Source organism: Sphingomonas tabacisoli (genome assembly GCF_042678385.1).
Lineage (GTDB): Bacteria > Pseudomonadota > Alphaproteobacteria > Sphingomonadales > Sphingomonadaceae > Sphingomonas_B > Sphingomonas_B tabacisoli.
In genome coordinates this window covers 485,088-503,519 of sequence record NZ_JBHUDY010000001.1, presented here as the reverse complement: position 1 = coordinate 503,519, position 18,432 = coordinate 485,088, and the positions used below count along the sequence as shown (strand labels likewise).

The window sequence follows — 18,432 nt, the reverse complement described above, 5'->3', positions numbered from 1 at the left end:
GCCAAGCGCGATCACGCAAGCCAAGGAGCGGACGATGGACTTCAGCCTGGTCGACGTGTTCGGCGTCGCCGATTTCAGCGGCAATCCGGTCGCGGTCGTGCACGACGCCACGGATCTCGACACCGAGCAGATGCAACGGATCACGCGCTGGCTGAACCTGTCGGAGACGACGTTCCTGCTGCCGCCCACCGACGCCAAGGCCGATTACCGCGTCCGCATCTTCACGCTCGATCGCGAAATGCCGTTCGCGGGCCATCCGACGCTCGGCACCTGCCACGCCTGGCTCGAGGCGGGCGGCAAGCCGCGCAACCCTGACGAAATCGTGCAGGAATGCGGCGCCGGGTTGGTGCCGGTCCGCCGCAGCGAAGGACGCCTCGCCTTCGCCGCCCCGCCGCTGATCCGCTCGGGCCCGGTCGAGGAAGAAAAGCTCGCCGAGATCGCCGGCGTGCTCGGCATTTCGCGCGACCGCATCCTCGACGCGGCCTGGGCCGATAATGGCCCCGGCTGGGTGGCGGTGCTGCTCGGCTCGGCCAACGAGGTTCTGGCGCTCAGCCCCGCGCGCCATCATCCGAGCCGCATGGAAATCGGCGTGGTCGGGCCTTATCCGGCGGGATCGGAAGCCGCCTATGAGGTCCGCGCCATCTTCAGCGACCCGTTCGGCGGGCTCATCGAAGACCCGGTGACCGGCAGCCTCAATGCCTCGGTCGCCCAGTGGATGTTGGGAAGCGGCCGCGTGACCGCGCCCTACACCGCGGCACAAGGGACCAAGCTCGGCCGCACCGGCCGCGTCTCGGTCGAGCAAGCCGACGGGGAGATCTGGATCGGCGGCGCGACGCACACCCTGTTCGGCGGCCGCGCGCTCTTCTGAAACGGCGCGCCCGCGGCTATGCGGGCGGGATGTTCAAGGAAATCCCCGACCTGTTGTCTGCCGAGGCACTGCGGCAGCTGCGCGAGATCGCCGCGGCGGCGCCCTTCATCGACGGCCGCATCACCAATCCGCACAACACCGCCAAGCAGAACCTGCAGCTTCACGACCAGTCCGCCTATCAGCGCTCGTCGCAGCTGCTGATGCAGGCGCTGATGGCGCATGAGGATTTCCGCAATTTCGCGATGCCGGTCGCGGTCGCGCCGCCGATGCTGACCCGCTATCAGCCTGGCATGCGCTACGGCGCGCATGCCGACGCCGCCGTCATCCGCTTGCCGACCGGGCCGATCCGGTCGGACCTCAGCTGCACCATCTTCGTGAACGATCCCGGCAACTATGAAGGCGGCGAGCTGACCGTCCATCTCGGCACTCGGCCGGTGCCGTTCAAAGGGCTGGCGGGCAGCGCGATCGTCTATCCGTCGGACACATTGCACGAAGTGGCGCCGGTGACGCGCGGCGAACGGCTGGTCGCGATCAGCTTCATCCAGAGCCGGATTGCCGACCCGTTCCGGCGCGAAATCCTCTACGAAATGAACGAAGTCGCGGCGCTCGAAGGGCTTGGCATGCGACCCGAAAATTACACGCGCATGCGGCTGCTGCAGGAGCGCCTGCTGCGCTACTGGACCGACAAGCCCTGACTATTTGCCGAGCAGTTGCGCCGCCGGCACCAGCCGTAGCTCGTGCATCATGCCGAGATAGGCGTCGAAATAGGGTTTGTGCGTCGCGCCCACGATGACCAGCGCCCGCCCGCCCGGATAATGGCCAAGCGCGGCGCGGATGTTCGCTACCATGTGCAGGTTGCGCGTTTCCCACCAGGCGACATAGCGCCGGCCGAAATGCTCGGGCGACGGTTCCTGGAACGCGCGGCCCATGTCCGCCCGCACGAACGCCTCACCGACATCGGCGCGGTTCATGAAGCGGTAATAGGCGAGCACCGAGGCGCCGTCGTTCAGGCCTTTCTCCATCGCCTGGGCCTGCAGCGCGAGCGGCGGACGGGCGCCGCTCCAGATCGCCTGCATCGCCTTGTCCTGACCCGGCGGCGCTTCGGCCTGGACGCGATCGGAGAGATGATCGTCCACCGGATAGAGCCGCTCCAGCCCCAGCCGGGCGGCGAGCGTCGCGGCGATCAGGTAGTTCTCGTTCCGCCGCACGATCAGTTCGTTCAGCTCGGAAGCCAGCGCCGCGTCCACGCCATCGCCGGCCCGGCGCTGAGCTGGCGCGAGTCGTAGCCACTGCACCGAAGCCGAACCGAGATTTCCGGCCGCCGCGAACAAGGCGGCGAGGTGCCGATGCTCTGCCGGGCCAGCGTTCGGGCCGATTTTGCCAACTGCAGCCTCTGCCGCTGCTTCGGCCGCCGGCATGTCGAGACCTGTGGCGGTGGCGGCGAGTCCGGCGACCTTCTCGACCCGCGCACAATAGTCATTGGCCGTGTCGGGCCAGCTCTTTTCGTAGCGCCGCAGAAGATAGCATTCCGGGCCGGACAGGCCTTCGATCGTGATGACCTGGGGCCGCCACGCCGCCAGCCGATCAAGCAGCGGCGCAAGCCACTCCGGCTTCAGCGTCTCGATGCCAGAGAGATGAGGTGTGCCGAGTACCGCGACTTCTGTCGGCTTCGAGACGGGCCAGGGGCCGACCAGCGGCGCGGCATGCGCCGACGCAGCGAGCGCCCCACCCGCGCCAAACAGTCCCAGCCGCACCCATTTGCGCATAATCACCTCCTGAAGCGGAGGTGTATTACAAGACTAAATCACTTGTCCAGTAGCGCGGAAGCCGTTCATCGCGACCTCTGTTGGCGGCAGCTTCACCACGCGCCGGCCAAGCTCCCAGAGTTCCAGCCCGAGGTTCGGATAACGAGCGCGCGCATAATCCAGCGCTGCGCCGTCGTCGTCAGCGTCGAAATCGTGACGCTCGACGATATGACCGCCGCCGTCGAGGCAGTGTAAACGATAGCCAGCCACGATGTGCACCCCCGAAGGATACACAGCTAGCATGTCGAGCGGATGACTTCTGTCGCGCCGCCGACACTGGCGCGATTTAATTCCCTTCGATCTTGATCACGTCCCGAAATGCAACGGTGTCGAGCACCTGGCCCTGGGCATCGGCGATCTGGATGCTTTCGTTGAGCGGCAACCGGCCGTGCCAGATCGCGTCGCGCATCAGCGAGCGCGCGCTCGCCACGGCTTCCGCCTTCGCCGCCTCAAGGCATTCGAATTCTTGTCCTTCGTCGTCGCGGATGAACTTGCCGTCGACGAGATGCAGAAAATAACGCTCCATATGTCCGCTTCGGCCCCTTGTCGTTGATCCTTATGCCGATCCGACGGAGAATGTCTTGCTGATCAGGCGGTTATACTCGCGCTCCGCCAGCCCGTAGCTGTGGGCTGCAACGCGTTCGAGGCCGGTTCGGTTCAGAATCGTGATCGATCCGCGCCCGGTCCGGACCATCCCGGCGTCCGCGAGCGTACTGAGCGCCGCCGTCACGGTGGTCCGCGTCGCGGCCAGCATGAAGCTCAGATACTCGTGAGTCAGCGGCACCTCGTCGTCCGGCATCCGGTCGTGACCCATCAGCAGCCAGCGGGCGAGGCGCTCGTCGACCGGGTGCAGCGCGTTGGACACCGTCGTCTGCGCGACCTGCAGCATGAAGAATTGCAGATAGCGGAGCATGACGGCCCGCAGCGTCTCGCTTTCACGCAGCGCGTCCCTCATCACCTCCGAAGGGATCGCATAGGCCGTTCCCCCGATCTGCATTTCCAGCCGGTGCGGAGAGTGACCGGATTCGAGAAGGATCGGCAGCCCGGCAAATCCCTCGAAGCCATAGAGCCCCACTTCCGCCGTCTGCCCGCCTGGCACATGCGCGAGCACCGAGCCGAGCCCGCTTTCGAAAAAGAGGCACAGGGGAGGCGGCACGTCTTCCTTGATCACGACCGTGCCCTTGGGCGTCTCGACATGATTAAGTTTGGCTTTCAGCCGATCATAATCTGCAGGAGCGAGCGCCCGCAGCAGCCGGTTGCGCACATTCGCTTGATCGGGTGCGGACATGGCGCCTTAACTCGTCAGCCGCGATGTTGTGCCAATGCTTGCGCGCGCAACCCTGTCGGCTAAGGGCAAGGCATGGCTGCGACCGAACGCATCTGGACCGCGGGACTCGTCATCATCGGCGATGAGATTCTGTCCGGGCGTACGCAGGACAAGAATATTGGCCAGATCGCGCTATGGCTGAACCTGCAGGGCATTCGCCTGGCCGAGGTTCGCGTCGTGGGCGACACGGTCGCGGCGATCGTCGAGGCCGTGAACGCGCTCCGCGCTCGCAATGACTATCTGTTCACGACCGGCGGCATCGGGCCGACGCACGACGACATCACCGTCGACGCGATCGCCGAGGCGGTCGGCGTTCCGGTGGCCGTGCACCCGACGGCGCGGGCGGCGCTGGAGCGCTATTACGCGACGCGCGGCGGCGTTACCGAGGCGCGGCTGCGCATGGCGCGTGTGCCCGAAGGCGCGGACCTGATCGAGAACCGGATGTCGGGCGCGCCCGGCATTCGCTGGGGCAACATCTTCATCATGGCAGGCGTCCCGCACATCACCGCGATGATGCTCGACGCCCTCTCCGGTTCGATCGAGGGCGGCAAGCCTTTGCTGTCGGAAACGGTCGGCTGCTGGGTCGCCGAAAGCGAAGTCGCCGATCTGCTGGCAGCGACCGAAAAGGGCCATCCGGGGTGCCAGATCGGCAGCTATCCCTTCTTTCGCGAAGGCAAGGTCGGCGCGAATTTCGTGATCCGCTCGACCGAACGGGCAGTGCTCGAGTCCTGTCGCGACGATCTGGCCGCTCGTCTCATCGCGGCTGGCCGAACCCCGGTTCCCGGCGGCATCTGACTGCATGGCGAAATTTCTGCTGGGTTGGGAGCTCGGGGCGAATCGCGGGCACCTGGTCCGCCTGGCCGGCATTGCCCGGCGACTGGTGGCGGAAGGCCATGACGTTGCGGTCGCCGCACAGCGGTTGAGCCGCGACTTCGATCTGCCCGCCGAGGTGACGCTGTGGCAGGCGCCCATATGGCCGCGGCTGCTCGGCAATGTCGGCGCGCTCGGCGGCCCGGCGCCGAGCACCATGGGCGACATTCTGGTGCGCGTTGGGATGGACGATCCCAGCGCGCTGCCGGCGATGATCCTCGCCTGGCGACAGATGCTGGACGCGATCCGCCCTGACGCAGTGGCCGCCGATTTCGCGCCCGCCTTGCTGAGCGCGGCGCGCGGTCGGTTGCCGACTGTCTCGGTGGGTGTCGGCTTCGATGCGGTCCCCGCTCACCTTGCCGAATTTCCCAGCCTCACGGGACGGCCGGCCGTCTTCGCGGAAGCGGATATTCTGGCCGCGGTGAACGACGCGATGCGCCGGGCCAACCTCGATCCGATCGAACGGCTCCCTGCGTTGTTCGAGGCCGATTGCGTGCTGCCCGGCACCTTCACCAAGCTGGACCCCTATGCCAAATGGCGGCGGGAGCCGGTCGTCGCGCCGTCAGTCGCGCAGCCGGTCGGAGAGGCCGGCACTGGCGAGGAAGTGTTCGTCTATGCCGACTCCGCGCTGCTGCGAACCGGCGCCTTTTGGGACGGGCTGATCCGCGCAGCGCTGCCGGTCCGGCTCTATGCGCAGGGCGCATCGGCTGCCCAGCAAGCGGAGTTCGAGAAGCTCGGCTTCGCTGTCGAGCGCACACCGGTCTCGTTCGCCCGCATTGCCGAACGTTCACGGGTGGTGATGTCCTCCGGCGGCCTCGGCCTTGTCAGCAGCGCGCTCGCGGCCGGCGTGCCGGTAGTCGTCGTGCATTACGATCTCGAAAAGGCGCTGACCGGCCAGGCGATCACGCGGATGCAATTGGGCGGGCATGTCTATGCCGGCAGCATCCAGCCCGAAGCCTTTGCCACATCGCTGCGCCAGCTTTACCAGAACGACAGTTTCCAGCGCCGCGCGCGCGAACTGGCGCCCGGCTTCCGCGTCCGCCTCGACCCGCCGCAGGAGGAGCTGGCGGCGCGCAAGTTGATCGCGCTGACAGGCAGATAGAGAAGGCCCCGCTTGGCCTAACCCGTGTCATTGCGAGGAGCGCAGCGACGAAGCAATCCAGTCCGTCACCAGATGCTGCAAGGGATTGCGTCGCCAGGCTCGCAGCCCTTGTGTTGCAGAAAAGCAACACTAACTTGGCGCTGAAAGGAATTCAGGGGACAGCATGAACCTCGAAAAATTCACCGACCGCGCCAAGGGTTTTCTCCAGGCCGCGCAGACCGTCGCGATCCGTATGTCGCACCAGCGGATCGGGCCGGAGCATCTGCTGAAAGCGCTGCTGGAAGACAATGAAGGCATGGCGTCGGGCCTGATCCGGGCCGCTGGCGGCGATCCGGCGATCGCGCTCAAGGAAACCGACGATGCGCTCGCCAAAGTCCCGGCAGTATCCGGCTCGGGCGCGCAACAGACGCCGGGGCTCGACAATGATGTGGTGCGCGTGCTCGACCAGGCCGAGCAGATCGCGACCAAGGCGGGCGACAGCTACGTCACTGTCGAGCGGCTGCTGCTGGCGCTGACGCTTGCAACCACCACCGCCGCCGGCAAGGCCCTCGCCAAGGCGAATGTAACGTCGGCCGGTCTCAACGACGCGATCAACAAGCTGCGCGGCGGCCGCACCGCAGACACCGTGTCGGCCGAAGACCGTTACGACGCGCTCAAGAAATTCGCCCGCGACCTCACCGAAGCGGCGCGCGAGGGCAAGCTCGATCCGGTCATCGGCCGCGACGAGGAAATCCGCCGCACCATCCAGATCCTCGCCCGCCGCACCAAGAACAATCCGGTGCTGATCGGCGAACCGGGCACCGGCAAGACCGCGATCGCCGAGGGCTTGGCGCTCCGCATCGCCAATGGCGACGTGCCCGACTCCCTGCTCGGTCGCAGCCTGATGTCGCTGGACATGGGCGCGCTGATCGCCGGCGCCAAATATCGCGGCGAGTTCGAGGAGCGGCTGAAAGGCGTGCTCGACGAGGTGCGGCAAGCCGAAGGCGACATCATCCTGTTCATCGACGAGATGCACACGCTGATCGGCGCCGGCAAATCCGAAGGTGCGATGGACGCCGGCAATTTGCTGAAGCCGGCGCTCGCCCGCGGCGAGCTGCACTGCATCGGCGCGACCACGCTCGACGAGTACCGCAAATATGTCGAAAAGGACGCGGCGCTCCAGCGGCGTTTCCAGCCCGTTTTCGTCGACGAGCCGACGGTCGAGGACACGATCTCGATCCTCCGCGGCCTCAAGGAGAAATACGAGCTCCACCATGGCGTGCGCATCACCGACGGCGCGATCGTCGCCGCCGCGACGCTCTCCAACCGCTACATCACGGACCGCTTCTTGCCCGACAAGGCGATCGACCTGATGGACGAGGCCGCCTCGCGCCTGCAGATGGAGATCAAGTCCAAGCCGGAGGAGATCGAGAATCTCGACCGGCGCATCATGCAGCTCAAGATCGAGCGCGAGGCGCTGAAGAAGGAAACCGACGCGGCCTCGCGCGAGCGGCTGTCCAACCTCGATGCCGAGCTGGCCAATCTCGAGCAGCAGTCCGCCGAGCTGACCGCGCGCTGGCAGGCGGAGAAGGAAAAGATCGCCGGCGAGGCCAAGGTCAAGGAACAGCTCGACCAGGCCCGGCTCCAGCTCGAACAGGCGCAGCGCCAGGGCGATCTCGCCAAGGCGGGCGAGCTCTCCTACGGCGTCATCCCGGCGCTGGAGAAGCAGTTGGCCGAGGCGCAAACGGCGTCGGCCGGAGCGATGCTGCGCGAGGAAGTCACCTCCGACGATATCGCCGGCGTGGTCTCGCGCTGGACCGGCATCCCGGTCGACCGGATGCTCGAAGGCGAGCGCGAAAAGCTCCTCCACATGGAAGATGTGATCGGCAAGCGCGTGATCGGGCAGAAGGAAGCGGTGCACGCCGTGTCCACCGCTGTCAGACGCGCCCGCGCCGGGCTGCAGGACCCGAACCGGCCCTTGGGCTCGTTCCTGTTCCTGGGGCCGACCGGCGTCGGCAAGACCGAGCTCACCAAGGCGCTCGCCGAATTCCTGTTCGACGACGCCTCGGCGATGGTCCGCATCGACATGTCCGAGTTCATGGAGAAACACGCCGTCGCCCGTCTGATCGGCGCCCCTCCGGGCTACGTCGGTTATGAGGAAGGCGGCGTTCTCACCGAAGCGGTTCGCAGGAGGCCCTACCAGGTCGTGCTGTTCGACGAGGTCGAGAAGGCGCACAACGATGTCTTTAACGTGCTCCTGCAGGTGCTCGACGACGGGCGGCTGACCGATGGCCAGGGCCGCACGGTCGATTTCTCGAACACGCTGATCATCCTGACCTCAAATCTCGGGAGCCAATTCCTCAGCCAGGTTGCCGACGACCAGGACGTGAAGTCGGTCGAGCCGCAGGTGATGGAGATCGTGCGCGGGCATTTCCGGCCCGAGTTCCTGAACCGGCTCGACGAGATCATCCTGTTCCACCGGCTGGCGCAGGAGCATATGGGCCCGATCGTCGACATTCAGGTCGCCCGCGTCCAGCGCCTCCTCGCCGACCGCAAGGTGACGATGGACCTGACCGACGCCGCCCGCGCCTGGCTCGGCCGCGTCGGCTACGACCCCGTCTATGGCGCGCGTCCCCTTAAGCGCGCCGTGCAGAAATATCTGCAGGACCCGCTCGCCGAATTGATCCTGTCGGGCGAAGTCCGCGACGGCGCGACCGTCAAGGTGGATGAGGGCGACGGGAAGCTGGAGTTGAGGGTTGGCTGATCCGTCGGTCCCCCGCGACCCGCTCTGGCTCGCGCATCGCTATGTCGAGAGCAGGGACGCGGTCCAGTTCCGGCATGTGACGCGCGACGAGCATCGCGCGGCGACCTTTGTCATCGACCAGCATCTGTCCGACAATCCGCAACTGGCGGAGATCGACCGCCGTCAGGCGCTCGCGGCGGCAACGGCGCCGGGGCCGCTCCATTTCGTCTTCCACTCGGCCTTCTGCTGCTCGACCCTGCTCGCGCGCGTGTTCGACCGCGAAGGCCTGGCGATGGGCCTGAAGGAACCGGCGATCCTGAACGACCTGGTCGGCTGGCGCCGGCGAGGTGCCTCGGGCCGCGATGTTGCCGAAGTGATGGACGGCGCGCTGAAGCTTCTCGCCCGCCCCTTCGAACCCGGCGAGGCGGTGATCATCAAGCCGTCGAACGTCGCCAATGGTCTGATCCGCATGATGATGGCGCTGCGCCCGGATGCCAGGGCGCTGCTGCTCTACGCGCCGCTGCCCGTGTTCCTGACCTCGGTCGCCAAGAAAGGGCTCGACGGCCGGCTCTGGGTGCGCGAGTTGTTCATCGGCCAGCGGGCGGACGGGCTGGTTCAGCGGCTCGGCTTCACCGACGAGCAATTCTTCGGCCAGACCGACCTCCAGATCGCCGCCGCGGGCTGGCTCGCCCAGCAGGCGCTGTTTGCCGAACTCGTGCCGCTCCTCGGCGACCGCGTGCGGACTCTCGATAGTGAAACCCTGCTCGACGTGCCGGAACAGGCCGTGGGCGCATTGGCGGATCTCTATGGCTTCCGACTAAATGCGGCCGAGATCCAGGCACTCGTCGCCGCCAGCTTCGGCAAGGACTCCAAGACCGGCAAGTCCTTCGGTCGGGCGGATCGGGAGGCGGAATATGCCGAGGCCGGTTCGGCGCACCAGGACGAGCTCGCCAAGGTCACGGAATGGGCGCGGGTGACGGCGGAAGCGGCGGGCATTCCCCTCGCCCTGCCCGGCGCGCTGATCGCCTAGAGCCAACGCTCCAGTATCGGCAGCACCGGCGCCATGTGCCGCTCGAAGGGGCGCCATTGGCCCGAGCCGTCATAGAGCCCGCGCCGGACTTGTCCGATGCTGGCCGTGGCCACTCCACGCCGCTCGGCGGTGCGGTCGAAGCGGAGCAGATCGTCGGTCCATCCGATGCCGAGGCTGGCGCAGAGTCGCTGCGTTTCGGCGGCGAAGTCGGAGACCAGCCGTTCGTAGCCTATTTCGTGGAAATAAAGCGGGAGCAATTCGCGGCTCCGCTCGATAAGGTTCATTACGGCATCGTAAAGAATGGCGGTCCGCTCGAGGCTGGTGAATTCGAACGCTGCGGAGCTGGGGCCGAATGCCGTCTTGAAGCAGCTCCACACCACATCGCGGGGGTCGCGGCGCATGAACACGATGTGCGCATCGGGGAACAGGCGGGCGATCAGCGGCAACCGAAGGCTCTTCATCGGGTCCATGTCGATGAAGAGGCCGGCGTCGCGCGGCACGCCGGCTGCAAAGACCGCGTTCCAGTAGGCTTGGCGGTAGCGAGTGACAGCGCTGTCCGACAGGCTCACCAACGCCTCGACACCGCCTTCCGGCAGCAGAAAATCGAGGTCGGCGGCTTCGAGCGTGGGGCGTTCCTCCAGGGCGTGCGCGCCGGGCAGGCTGGCGAGGATGTTTTCCATCAGTGTCGTGCCGGAGCGCGGGAAGCCGATGACGAAGATGTGACGCGCCGCTTCGCCCGGGACAGGCGTGTGCGTGGCGCGAGGCCAGCGTTCGGGTGATGCGGCGCGCAGCCCGGCTTCTATCCTTTGAACGAAGCGGGTCTGACTCTCCGGCGGGCCTGGGCCATGCAAGGCGAGGAATGCCTCTCCGGCCAGCCGATAAGCGTCATAGGCTGCGTCAATGTCGCCGAGGCGCGTTTGCGCGTCGCCGAGCAGCGCTAACGCAACCAGACGGTTGTCGGGCGCGGGCTCCGCACGAAGCAAGGCTTCCAGCCGCGCGACGGCAGGCGCGAAGTTGCCTTCGGCCATGTCCGCGCGGCTTTGACCGAACACCGCCAGCGGCTCCAGCGGGCTTAGCGCGAAGGCGTGGGCAGCGGCCTCCCGGGCCCGGGGCAAGTCGCCAAGTCGCGCGGCAGCGTTCGAAAGGCCACCCCAGGCCGGAGCTGCGCCGGGATCGAGGGACGAAGCACGGGCGAAGCTCCCGGCCGCATCGGCAACACGGCCGCTGGAATCCAAGGCGAAGCCGCGTTCCAGCCAGGCGGAAGCGCAGCCTGGGTCCGCCGCAAGCGCCTGTCCGGTCAAGCTCAGTGCCTTGGCCCAATCGCCCGTCCGACGCGCGATGCCGGCGAGCGCGGCAAGGATGAGCGGATCGCCGGGCGAGAGCGAGAGCGCTTTCCGGAGCAGCGCCTCGGCGGCGGCGAGGTCGCCGCGCTGTTCATGGGCCCAGGCGGCGAGATTGAGGATCAATGGCGTGGGTGGAGCGCCCTGATCCAGCGCGCCTTGCGCGAGCGAGGCCGCGCCCGCGACGTCTCCCCCATCCAGTGCCGCCATGATGCGGGATTCCAGTTCGCGACTGCTCATCGCTTCGCCTTGCCTTGCACGGGCCGGTCCAGAAACAAAAAAAGGGCGGGCCCCGAAGGACCCGCCCCGATTTCAGTTTTTATCCGTCGCTTAGAAGCGCAGGCGGGCGCCGACCTTGAAGGTCCGGCCCAGCGCGTCGTAGGTCGACGGGTAGGTGTTGCCGCTGTTGAACGAGGTCGAACCGGCCGTCGCACCAACGAGCGGCGGCTTCTTGTCGAAGAGGTTCGTGACGGTCAGCGTCAGCGTCAGGTTGTCGCCCACCCCGATCCGGCTCGCCAGATCGAAATAGTCGAACGCCGGAATGTGGCCAAAGGTGTGGTTGCCGAGGTTGAAGGTCTCGCCCACAACCGTGCCCGTGACCGGACCACTGTAAAGGGCATTCACGCCACCTTCGTAGTTCACAGCACTGATGTGACGCCACAGCAGCGACAGGTCGACATTCTCGATCGTGAGCGTGCTGCGCTGCGTCCAGCTGAACTCCGGCTGGATCGAACCCGACTGGCTCGAGCAGTTGACGCTGAACAGACCGACGCACTCGCGGTTGTCGGAGGTCGGCGTTGCGCGGAACTGCGATGAACGCGTCCAGTTTCCGGCGAAGCTCAGAGCGAGCTTACCGAAACCAAGATCGGTATTGTAGTTCATCGTCAGGTCGATGCCGTCGGTCTTGAGCGTACCCTGGTTAGTCAGAGGTGCAAACAGGCCGCCGGTCGTCGCCGGGTCGCCATCAAGCCCGCCCGTCGTCGGGTTGCGCCGGATCAGCGTACAAGCCGTGGTCGCCGCGTTTGCCGGCGGAGTCAGCGGCGTGGCGCCGAAACAGTTGTTAATGACGTCGTCCGGGGTGGGCGTCGTAATCGCCCCGGTGATCTTGATGTGGTAGTAGTCGACGGAAGCCGAGAAGCCCGGGATGAAGCTCGGCTGAAGAACCGCGCCGATCGTATAGCTGTTCGACTTCTCAGGCTTCAGGGCCAGGTTGCCGCCCGTGGTCACGTTGGCCTGACCCGCAGTCGGCTGCTGGATGCTCGCGATGTTCCCGGCGGTCGCGCCCTGCGCAATACAAATATTGTACAGGTTGGTGCCCGGTGTCGGCGCCGGACGAGTCCGAGTGCCGGCGTTATTCAGCGAGGCGCAGGGGTCGTCTGCCAGGTTGGTGAGACCCGTATTCAGCGGCGAGAACAACTCGCTGATGTTCGGCGCACGCACCGCACGGGAGTAACCGCCACGCAGCTTGAGGGCGTCGACGATTTCCCAGTTGCCCTGAACCTTCCAGGTCGTCGTGTTGAACTTCGGACGGTTCGGCGCGTCGATGGTGTAGTGCGAATAACGAACGCCCCCTTCCAGGGTCACATTCTGGAAGAACGGCTTGTCCTGCACGATCGGAGCGACGACCTCGCCGAACGCTTCGTACACGTCGAAGCCGCCGGTGATGTCCGGAGCCGCGCCACCGGCGCCGCCCAGTTCGCCCGCCGTCTTGGCGAGAATGTCCGAACGCTGCGAAGCGGTATAGTGGCGATACTCGCCGCCGACCGCGAAGTTGATCGCGTCGTTTGCCCAGGGAAGCGACGCACCAAAGTCACCACTGACCACCGCGCGCGCCTGAGCGAGCGAGGTGCGGATAGTCGTCGTGCTCTCGCCGGTGATGAACGGCACCTGATTCGGCAAGATCGTGCCCAGCGGACCGAAGACATTGAGCGGCACGCAGCCGTTCGACGTATCGTTACAAACCGGGTTCGCCGCCGTCCCGTTGACGAGCAGCGCCTGGCGGACGCGCGAGGTGAGAACATAACCCTGCAGGGTCTGGATGTTCTCGCTCTCGCCGTACGAACCGTTCACGTCCCAACGGATCGAGTCGGTGATGTCGCCGCGAACACCGAGGCGATAATCGAAGATCGTGGTCCTGAAGTCGCTGATGCGCGGGCCAACTTCCGGCGTACGACGGCCGAGGTTGGTCGTCACCGTCCGATAACGCGGATCAGTCGGGCCGGTGGCGAGCGCAGCCGCATTACACGTCGCCTGATCGAAGCGCGGCGTGTAGACACCCGCCGTCGTCGACGTGTTGAACGCGCAGAACTGGTTCCGCAACGCGGCCGGCAGGAACGGGTTGTTGAGGTTGATCGTCACCGACGAGTTGAACACGCCCGACGGTGCGATGATCGTCTTGACGGTGTTCTTCGAGAACAGGCCGCGCGTGTAGACCTCGACCCCGTCCGTCACTTCATACTTGGCCTGGCCGAAGATGTTGTAACGCTGGAACGGCGTCTGGAAGATGTTGTACGGGTTGAAGTTGAACAGCTGGAACGTCGGAACAGCACGGCCCGTGGTCGGATCGAGCTGACGGACGCCGCCGTTCGCGGTCGCCGGATTGACGCTCGGCAGACCCGTGGCAGGATCGATCGGACGCGTGCCGGTGAAGCGCGACGGAACCGTCGTGCCCGAGCCCGAAGCGCCGCCCGTGAACGAATCGATGTTGAAGCGCGAGAACGGACGCGAGCCCTGATAGACGGGGTCGGCTTCCTGATATCCGATCGAGAACACCGCGTTGCCGCGGCCGTCGTCGAAGTTCGCGCCGATCGTAGTGTCGACACGGAACACGTTGCCGTCACCGCGCTGCGTGATCTGCTCCGAAGCCTGCATTTCGAGGCCGGAGAAGTTCTGCTTGGTGATGAAGTTGACGACACCCGAAACGGCGTCCGCGCCGTAGGTGGTCGAGGCGCCGCCGGTCAGCACTTCGGTGCGCTCGATGAGCGCCAGCGGAATGTTGTTCAAGTCGACCCGGCCGACCAGGCCCGAGGGGGCGATGCGGTTGCCGTCGAGGAGAACGATGTTGCGGAACGAGCCGAGGCCGCGAAGGTCGACATACGACGCGCCGCCGTTGCCGTTGTTCACGGCCGAACCAACCGACGGAACCACGCCCGGGATTTCGCGGAGCAGCTGCTCGGCGACGTTGGTCTGGCGAAGCTCGACTTCTTCCGACGTGGTCACGTTGACCGGCGTCGAGCGCTCGAGGTTCGGGTTGGTGATCAGCGAGCCGGTGACGACGATCGTGCCCTCGTCAGCGGGGGCCGCCTCGGCGGTCTGGGTTTGCGCATAAGCGGCGGTGCCAAGCATCGAGGTGCCGATCAGCACGGTCGAGGCCAGCAGGTGCCGACGAAGTGCAAGCTGCATAGTCTTTCTTCCCCTTTATCGTGGCCGGTCTTCTGGGCCGGGCGCACGTGGTGGCATAGCTGCAAACGAAGCTATCACGCCGCTACTAGGCGAAATGGCCCCGGCAGAACAACGGCCCGCCTCTGGTAAATGAGAGTTTTGCCCGTAAGTGTAGCATTTCAGTCACACCCGTTACGGACTGGCCTTGTGAGCCCGGCCACCCCCGATTAGGTTCCCGGGAAAATCGAGGGGTTCATGATGATCAAAGCCGCCGTCTTCCTTTCGGCCGCGCTCGTGCTGACCGGTCCGGCTCTTGCCGCCGACGAGCAGCCGGCCGCGGTCCGGGCGCTCGGCGCCTGCCGCGCGATCGCCGACAACGCCCAGCGGCTCGCCTGCTACGACAGGGAAGCGGGCGCGCTGCTGACTTCGGTCGAGAAGAAGGAAACGGTCGTTCTCGACCAGCAGGAAGTGAAGAAGACCAAGCGCTCGCTGTTCGGCTTCACCTTGCCCAAGCTGCCTTTCTTCGGCGGGCGGGACAGCGACAAGGACGAGGCCGAGTTCAGCCAGATCGAAGTGCCGATCAAGACGGTGCGGCCGATCGGCTACGGCAGATTCCGCTTCACCGTCGACGAAGGCGCGGTGTGGGAGACGACCGAAGGCATCAACGCCTTTCCCAAGCCGGGGCAGAAAGTGCTGATCAAGAAGGGTTTGATGGGGAGCTATTTCATCCGCTTCGAAGGCGCGCGCTCGGTGAAGGGCATGCGGGTCGGATAAGAAGGAATATCCCCTCCCCTAAAGGAGAGGGGGCTATGTTTCGGCCTGCTTGAAGTGCCTTACCGGCCGCCCGGCATTCCCGGCGCGCCGCCCTGCTGGCCGCGCATCATCTGCTGCATCTGCATCTGCTGCAGCACCTGCATCGGGATGAACTCGAGCAGGTCGACGTCGAACACCAGCACCGAGTTGGGCGGGATGGCGCCGCCGGTGTCGCGGTCGCCATAGCCGAGCGCGGGCGGAATCCAGAGACGGTATTTGCCGCCCTTCTGCATCAGCTTCAGGCCCTCGGAAAAGCCCGGCACGACCTGGGCGACCGGCAGCGGCGCGCGGTCGTTCTGGTCGAACACGGTGCCGTCGCGAAGTGTGCCCTTGTATTTGATGAGCGCCACGTCGGCGTCGGTCGGGCGGCCGCCCTCGCCCGCCTTCAGCACCTTGTACTGCAGGCCCGAGGCGGTCGTCTGCACGCCGGCCTGGCGCGCGTTCCAGGCGAGGAACTGATCGTTGGTGCCGGTCTGCGCCACCGCCGCCGAAGTGCCGAACCAGGCGAGCGCGACCGCCGCCGCCACGATCACAGCAAGGCCGAGCCACAGCATCGTCAGCACGCGGCGCGACGTTGGCTCGATCGGAACGGCGGTGACGGACGACATGGGCGGACTTCCTCTCAGGCGTTCAGGCCGCCCCTCTTATGTCATTCCCGCGCACGCGGGAATCCACCTTCTCGCCCGGAGCGAAGAAGAAAGAAGCTGGATCCCCGCCTTCGCGGGGATGACGTGGAAAGCTGGATCCCGGCCTGCGCCGGGATGACTCTACGCGGCCTGCGGCCGCTCGGTCACTTGACCCCGTCGCGCTCGGCGCGCTTGCGCTCCAGCTTGCGGGCGCGGCGGATCGCGGCGGCGCGCTCGCGGGCGCGCTTCTCGGACGGCTTCTCATAGTGACGGCGCAGCTTCATCTCGCGATAGACGCCCTCGCGCTGCAGCTTCTTCTTGAGCGCGCGCAGCGCCTGGTCGACATTGTTATCGCGGACGAGAATTTGCATAAAACCGTCAGTCTCCGTTTCTCTTCAAACAGCGCTTGCCGGGCGATGCATCAGCCCGAAAACGCCGAACAATAGCTAATGGTTCGTCGCAGACAGGGCCTGCGCCGTTGCGCGGCCTCTACACCCTGCCGCTCGAGTCGACAAGCAAAAAGCCCCGCCGGTGAGGGCGGGGCTTCTCGTGCCACGTGATCGAAGCGTCAATATTTCTGCTGGCGCTCGTACAGCGACTTGTAGTGCTGGATGCGGGTGACGCGCAGGCCGGGCATGCCCGAGCGATCGACCGCGCGCTGCCACGCGGCGAATTCCTCGACCGTCAGGTTGTAGCGCTCGCAGACCTCGTCGACCGAGAGCAGCCCGCCATTCACCGCGGCGACCACTTCCGCCTTGCGGCGCACGACCCAGCGCGTGGTGTTCGGCGGCGGCAGCGTGTCGATGGTCAGCGACTCGCCGAGCGGCCCGATGACTTGAGCGGGGCGGATTTTCTGGTTCTCGATCATTTTTTCCTCAAGCAACAACGGCTCTGAAGGGGAGCCTCGGTACGCAACATGGGTCTTACGAAAATCTGGTTCAGGAACTCTAAATCCGATCGGTAAAGATCGTCGTCATGTTCCCTTCTCAGGGCTTAGCAGCGCCGCCACGCCGCTGTTGAAACTGGCCGCGGACACGGCCCCCTTGCGGCGGCGCTCCCCGAACAGCTCGACCAGAGAAACGGCAGAAATCGCTGAAGATTCAGTGCCGGCGATCACTTGCACCGTGGCACTGGCCGACTGCCGGGCGACCGCGACCGCGACCAGAGTCGCGAAATCGGGCCGCGCGGATTGCGCGCTGCGCGTCCAGTTGGTCATGTGCGGATCGTGAAACAAATGCGTCCCCGGCTTTTCTCTGTGGAACGAGTCGTAGCCGTAATGTGCTAAACCGCCGGTAAAGGCAGGTGCGCCATTTCTGCCACAGCCCGGCAGAGGATTGCCGACGGTGACGCCGGGCCGCCACGCTCCTATATGGCCGCGCGATGGACGCGGATTTCCAGCTCGGGCCAGACCTGAAGGCCAAACGCATCGTCGTCGCCATGTCGGGCGGCGTCGATTCGTCGGTCGTGGCCGCGCTCGCCGCGCGCTCGGGCGCGGAGACGATCGGCGTCACGCTCCAGCTCTACGATCATGGCGAAGCGGTCGGCCGCACCGGAAGCTGCTGCGCGGGGCAGGACATCCGCGACGCCCGCGCCGTCTGCGACAGGCTCGGCATCGCGCATTATGTGTTCGATCACGAAAGCACGTTCCGAAACTCCGTGATCGACCAGTTCGCCAGCGAATATCTGGCCGGCCGCACGCCGATCCCGTGCGTGCGCTGCAACATGGGCGTGAAGTTCACCGACCTGTTCCGCCTCGCCCGCGACCTGGGCGCCGACTGCCTCGCGACCGGCCATTATGTCCGCCGCGTGGAAGGCCCGGACGGAGCCGAGCTGCACCGCGCCGCCGATCCCGCGCGCGACCAGAGCTATTTCCTGTTCGCGACGACCGCGCAGCAACTCGATTACCTGCGCTTTCCGCTGGGCGGCATGCCCAAGCCCGAAGTGCGCGCGATCGCCGCCGAGCTGGGCCTGGGGGTCGCCGCCAAGCCCGACAGCCAGGACATCTGCTTCGTGCCCGACGGCGACTATGCCCGGCTGGTCAAGAAGCTCCGGCCCGAGGCGGAGAGCGAAGGCGAGATTGTCGACATGGCCGGCCGCGTGCTCGGCCGCCACAAGGGGCTGATCCATTTCACCGTCGGCCAGCGCAAGGGCCTGGAGATCGGCGGCCAGCCCGAGCCGCTCTACGTCATCCGCCTTGAGGCGGAGCGCCAGCGCGTCGTTGTCGGCCCGAAACGCGCCCTCGCCGTCGCGGCAGCGCGGCTGAGCGAAATCAACTGGCTCGGCGGAGGCTATGCGGGCGAGATGACGGCCAAGGTCCGTTCCCTCGCCAAGCCCGTCCCCGCCCGCCTCGACGGCGACCGCGTGATCTTCGTCCACCCCGAATACGGGGTCAGCCCCGGCCAGGCGGCGGTGCTCTACGCCGGCGACCGCGTGCTCGGCGGGGGATGGATCGAGGAGACTGAGGCGGTGGAGGTGATGGCGGCGGCGTAAGCGGGCGCGTCCGCTTTCGGCCCATTGCGGACATCCTAAGCCCTTTGTAGCCTATCAG

18 protein-coding genes are annotated in these 18,432 nt (G+C 66.2%); 8 read left to right on the top strand and 10 right to left on the bottom strand.

Translation table 11 applies throughout. The features are described from left to right. Positions 1–34 precede the first annotated feature (34 nt). Together ACFSCW_RS02835 and ACFSCW_RS02830 are read left to right on the top strand one after the other, a co-directional pair. A complete protein-coding gene (locus ACFSCW_RS02835; protein WP_380889995.1) occupies positions 35–868 on the top strand; it encodes a PhzF family phenazine biosynthesis protein in 834 nt (277 codons plus the stop codon). A 29-nt stretch (positions 869–897) separates the two neighbouring features. After that, entirely contained in the window at positions 898–1,563 is a 666-nt protein-coding gene (locus ACFSCW_RS02830) for a Fe2+-dependent dioxygenase (protein WP_380886680.1), read from the top strand. Here the strand turns inward: ACFSCW_RS02830 and ACFSCW_RS02825 are convergent, their stop codons facing one another. From ACFSCW_RS02825 to ACFSCW_RS02810, 4 genes are all read right to left on the bottom strand, one after another. Then, positions 1,564–2,634, bottom strand: a complete 1,071-nt coding sequence (locus ACFSCW_RS02825; RefSeq protein ID WP_380886678.1) for a DUF5694 domain-containing protein — start codon at positions 2,632–2,634, stop codon at positions 1,564–1,566. A gap of 33 nt (positions 2,635–2,667) precedes the next feature. Next, entirely contained in the window at positions 2,668–2,883 is a 216-nt protein-coding gene (locus tag ACFSCW_RS02820) for a hypothetical protein (protein ID WP_380886676.1), read from the bottom strand. Positions 2,884–2,959: 76 nt separating this feature from the next. Then, entirely contained in the window at positions 2,960–3,199 is a 240-nt protein-coding gene (locus tag ACFSCW_RS02815) for a DUF6894 family protein (protein WP_380886674.1), read from the bottom strand. A 30-nt stretch (positions 3,200–3,229) separates the two neighbouring features. Beyond that, positions 3,230–3,961: a Crp/Fnr family transcriptional regulator gene (locus ACFSCW_RS02810; protein ID WP_380886672.1), complete on the bottom strand. Its 732-nt coding sequence runs from the start codon at positions 3,959–3,961 to the stop codon at positions 3,230–3,232. 72 nt (positions 3,962–4,033) lie between these two features. Here ACFSCW_RS02810 and ACFSCW_RS02805 point away from each other — a divergent pair, with 72 nt between their 5' ends. The 4 genes from ACFSCW_RS02805 to ACFSCW_RS02790 all read left to right on the top strand — a co-directional run bounded on the left by ACFSCW_RS02805 (position 4,034) and on the right by ACFSCW_RS02790 (position 9,724). Then, the gene (locus ACFSCW_RS02805; protein WP_380886670.1) at positions 4,034–4,795 is read left to right on the top strand and encodes a competence/damage-inducible protein A; all 762 of its coding nucleotides are present in this window, start codon (positions 4,034–4,036) and stop codon (positions 4,793–4,795) included. 4 nt (positions 4,796–4,799) lie between these two features. After that, positions 4,800–5,972: a glycosyltransferase gene (locus ACFSCW_RS02800; protein WP_380886668.1), complete on the top strand. Its 1,173-nt coding sequence runs from the start codon at positions 4,800–4,802 to the stop codon at positions 5,970–5,972. A gap of 163 nt (positions 5,973–6,135) precedes the next feature. Continuing rightward, positions 6,136–8,715, top strand: a complete 2,580-nt coding sequence (clpB, locus tag ACFSCW_RS02795; RefSeq protein WP_380886666.1) for an ATP-dependent chaperone ClpB — start codon at positions 6,136–6,138, stop codon at positions 8,713–8,715. Then, positions 8,708–9,724, top strand: a complete 1,017-nt coding sequence (locus ACFSCW_RS02790; protein WP_380886664.1) for a hypothetical protein — start codon at positions 8,708–8,710, stop codon at positions 9,722–9,724. The genes clpB and ACFSCW_RS02790 overlap by 8 nt, the downstream gene beginning before the upstream one ends. Here ACFSCW_RS02790 and ACFSCW_RS02785 read toward each other — a convergent pair. Both ACFSCW_RS02785 and ACFSCW_RS02780 read right to left on the bottom strand, forming a co-directional pair. Next, complete coding sequence (locus tag ACFSCW_RS02785) at positions 9,721–11,304, bottom strand: tetratricopeptide repeat-containing sulfotransferase family protein (RefSeq protein WP_380886662.1); 1,584 nt, start codon at positions 11,302–11,304, stop codon at positions 9,721–9,723. The genes ACFSCW_RS02790 and ACFSCW_RS02785 overlap by 4 nt on opposite strands. A 90-nt stretch (positions 11,305–11,394) precedes the next feature. After that, entirely contained in the window at positions 11,395–14,466 is a 3,072-nt protein-coding gene (locus tag ACFSCW_RS02780) for a TonB-dependent receptor domain-containing protein (RefSeq protein WP_380886660.1), read from the bottom strand. Between the two features lie 237 nt (positions 14,467–14,703). Here ACFSCW_RS02780 and ACFSCW_RS02775 point away from each other — a divergent pair, with 237 nt between their 5' ends. Continuing rightward, positions 14,704–15,219, top strand: coding sequence for a hypothetical protein (locus ACFSCW_RS02775; protein ID WP_380886657.1), 516 nt, complete (start codon positions 14,704–14,706; stop codon positions 15,217–15,219). Between the two features lie 59 nt (positions 15,220–15,278). Here the strand turns inward: ACFSCW_RS02775 and ACFSCW_RS02770 are convergent, their stop codons facing one another. The 4 genes from ACFSCW_RS02770 to ACFSCW_RS02755 all read right to left on the bottom strand — a co-directional run bounded on the left by ACFSCW_RS02770 (position 15,279) and on the right by ACFSCW_RS02755 (position 17,100). After that, positions 15,279–15,866: an FKBP-type peptidyl-prolyl cis-trans isomerase gene (locus tag ACFSCW_RS02770; RefSeq protein ID WP_380886655.1), complete on the bottom strand. Its 588-nt coding sequence runs from the start codon at positions 15,864–15,866 to the stop codon at positions 15,279–15,281. Positions 15,867–16,048: 182 nt separating this feature from the next. Beyond that, complete coding sequence (rpsU, locus tag ACFSCW_RS02765; protein ID WP_046348761.1) at positions 16,049–16,255, bottom strand: 30S ribosomal protein S21; 207 nt, start codon at positions 16,253–16,255, stop codon at positions 16,049–16,051. Between the two features lie 197 nt (positions 16,256–16,452). After that, on the bottom strand, positions 16,453–16,752 hold the full coding sequence (sciP, locus tag ACFSCW_RS02760) for a CtrA inhibitor SciP (protein ID WP_380889992.1): 300 nt from the start codon (positions 16,750–16,752) through the stop codon (positions 16,453–16,455). Positions 16,753–16,857: 105 nt separating this feature from the next. Next, positions 16,858–17,100 carry a hypothetical protein gene (locus ACFSCW_RS02755; protein WP_380886653.1) on the bottom strand — a complete coding sequence of 81 codons (243 nt, stop codon included), beginning with the start codon at positions 17,098–17,100 and terminating at the stop codon, positions 16,858–16,860. A gap of 164 nt (positions 17,101–17,264) precedes the next feature. On the opposite strand from ACFSCW_RS02755, the gene mnmA reads away from it, so the two are divergent. Beyond that, positions 17,265–18,374 carry a tRNA 2-thiouridine(34) synthase MnmA gene (mnmA, locus tag ACFSCW_RS02750; protein ID WP_380886651.1) on the top strand — a complete coding sequence of 370 codons (1,110 nt, stop codon included), beginning with the start codon at positions 17,265–17,267 and terminating at the stop codon, positions 18,372–18,374. Positions 18,375–18,432: the final 58 nt, after the last annotated feature.

Coding starts and splice junctions, on each gene's coding strand:
- ACFSCW_RS02835 (WP_380889995.1), top strand. CDS start 35: ATGGACTTCAGCCTGGTCGACGTGTTCGGCGTCGCCGATTTCAGCGGC.
- ACFSCW_RS02830 (WP_380886680.1), top strand. CDS start 898: ATGTTCAAGGAAATCCCCGACCTGTTGTCTGCCGAGGCACTGCGGCAG.
- ACFSCW_RS02825 (WP_380886678.1), bottom strand. CDS start 2,634: ATGCGCAAATGGGTGCGGCTGGGACTGTTTGGCGCGGGTGGGGCGCTC.
- ACFSCW_RS02815 (WP_380886674.1), bottom strand. CDS start 3,199: ATGGAGCGTTATTTTCTGCATCTCGTCGACGGCAAGTTCATCCGCGAC.
- ACFSCW_RS02810 (WP_380886672.1), bottom strand. CDS start 3,961: ATGTCCGCACCCGATCAAGCGAATGTGCGCAACCGGCTGCTGCGGGCG.
- ACFSCW_RS02805 (WP_380886670.1), top strand. CDS start 4,034: ATGGCTGCGACCGAACGCATCTGGACCGCGGGACTCGTCATCATCGGC.
- ACFSCW_RS02800 (WP_380886668.1), top strand. CDS start 4,800: ATGGCGAAATTTCTGCTGGGTTGGGAGCTCGGGGCGAATCGCGGGCAC.
- clpB (WP_380886666.1), top strand. CDS start 6,136: ATGAACCTCGAAAAATTCACCGACCGCGCCAAGGGTTTTCTCCAGGCC.
- ACFSCW_RS02785 (WP_380886662.1), bottom strand. CDS start 11,304: ATGAGCAGTCGCGAACTGGAATCCCGCATCATGGCGGCACTGGATGGG.
- ACFSCW_RS02780 (WP_380886660.1), bottom strand. CDS start 14,466: ATGCAGCTTGCACTTCGTCGGCACCTGCTGGCCTCGACCGTGCTGATC.
- ACFSCW_RS02775 (WP_380886657.1), top strand. CDS start 14,704: ATGATCAAAGCCGCCGTCTTCCTTTCGGCCGCGCTCGTGCTGACCGGT.
- ACFSCW_RS02770 (WP_380886655.1), bottom strand. CDS start 15,866: ATGTCGTCCGTCACCGCCGTTCCGATCGAGCCAACGTCGCGCCGCGTG.
- rpsU (WP_046348761.1), bottom strand. CDS start 16,255: ATGCAAATTCTCGTCCGCGATAACAATGTCGACCAGGCGCTGCGCGCG.
- sciP (WP_380889992.1), bottom strand. CDS start 16,752: ATGATCGAGAACCAGAAAATCCGCCCCGCTCAAGTCATCGGGCCGCTC.
- ACFSCW_RS02755 (WP_380886653.1), bottom strand. CDS start 17,100: ATGACCAACTGGACGCGCAGCGCGCAATCCGCGCGGCCCGATTTCGCG.
- mnmA (WP_380886651.1), top strand. CDS start 17,265: ATGGACGCGGATTTCCAGCTCGGGCCAGACCTGAAGGCCAAACGCATC.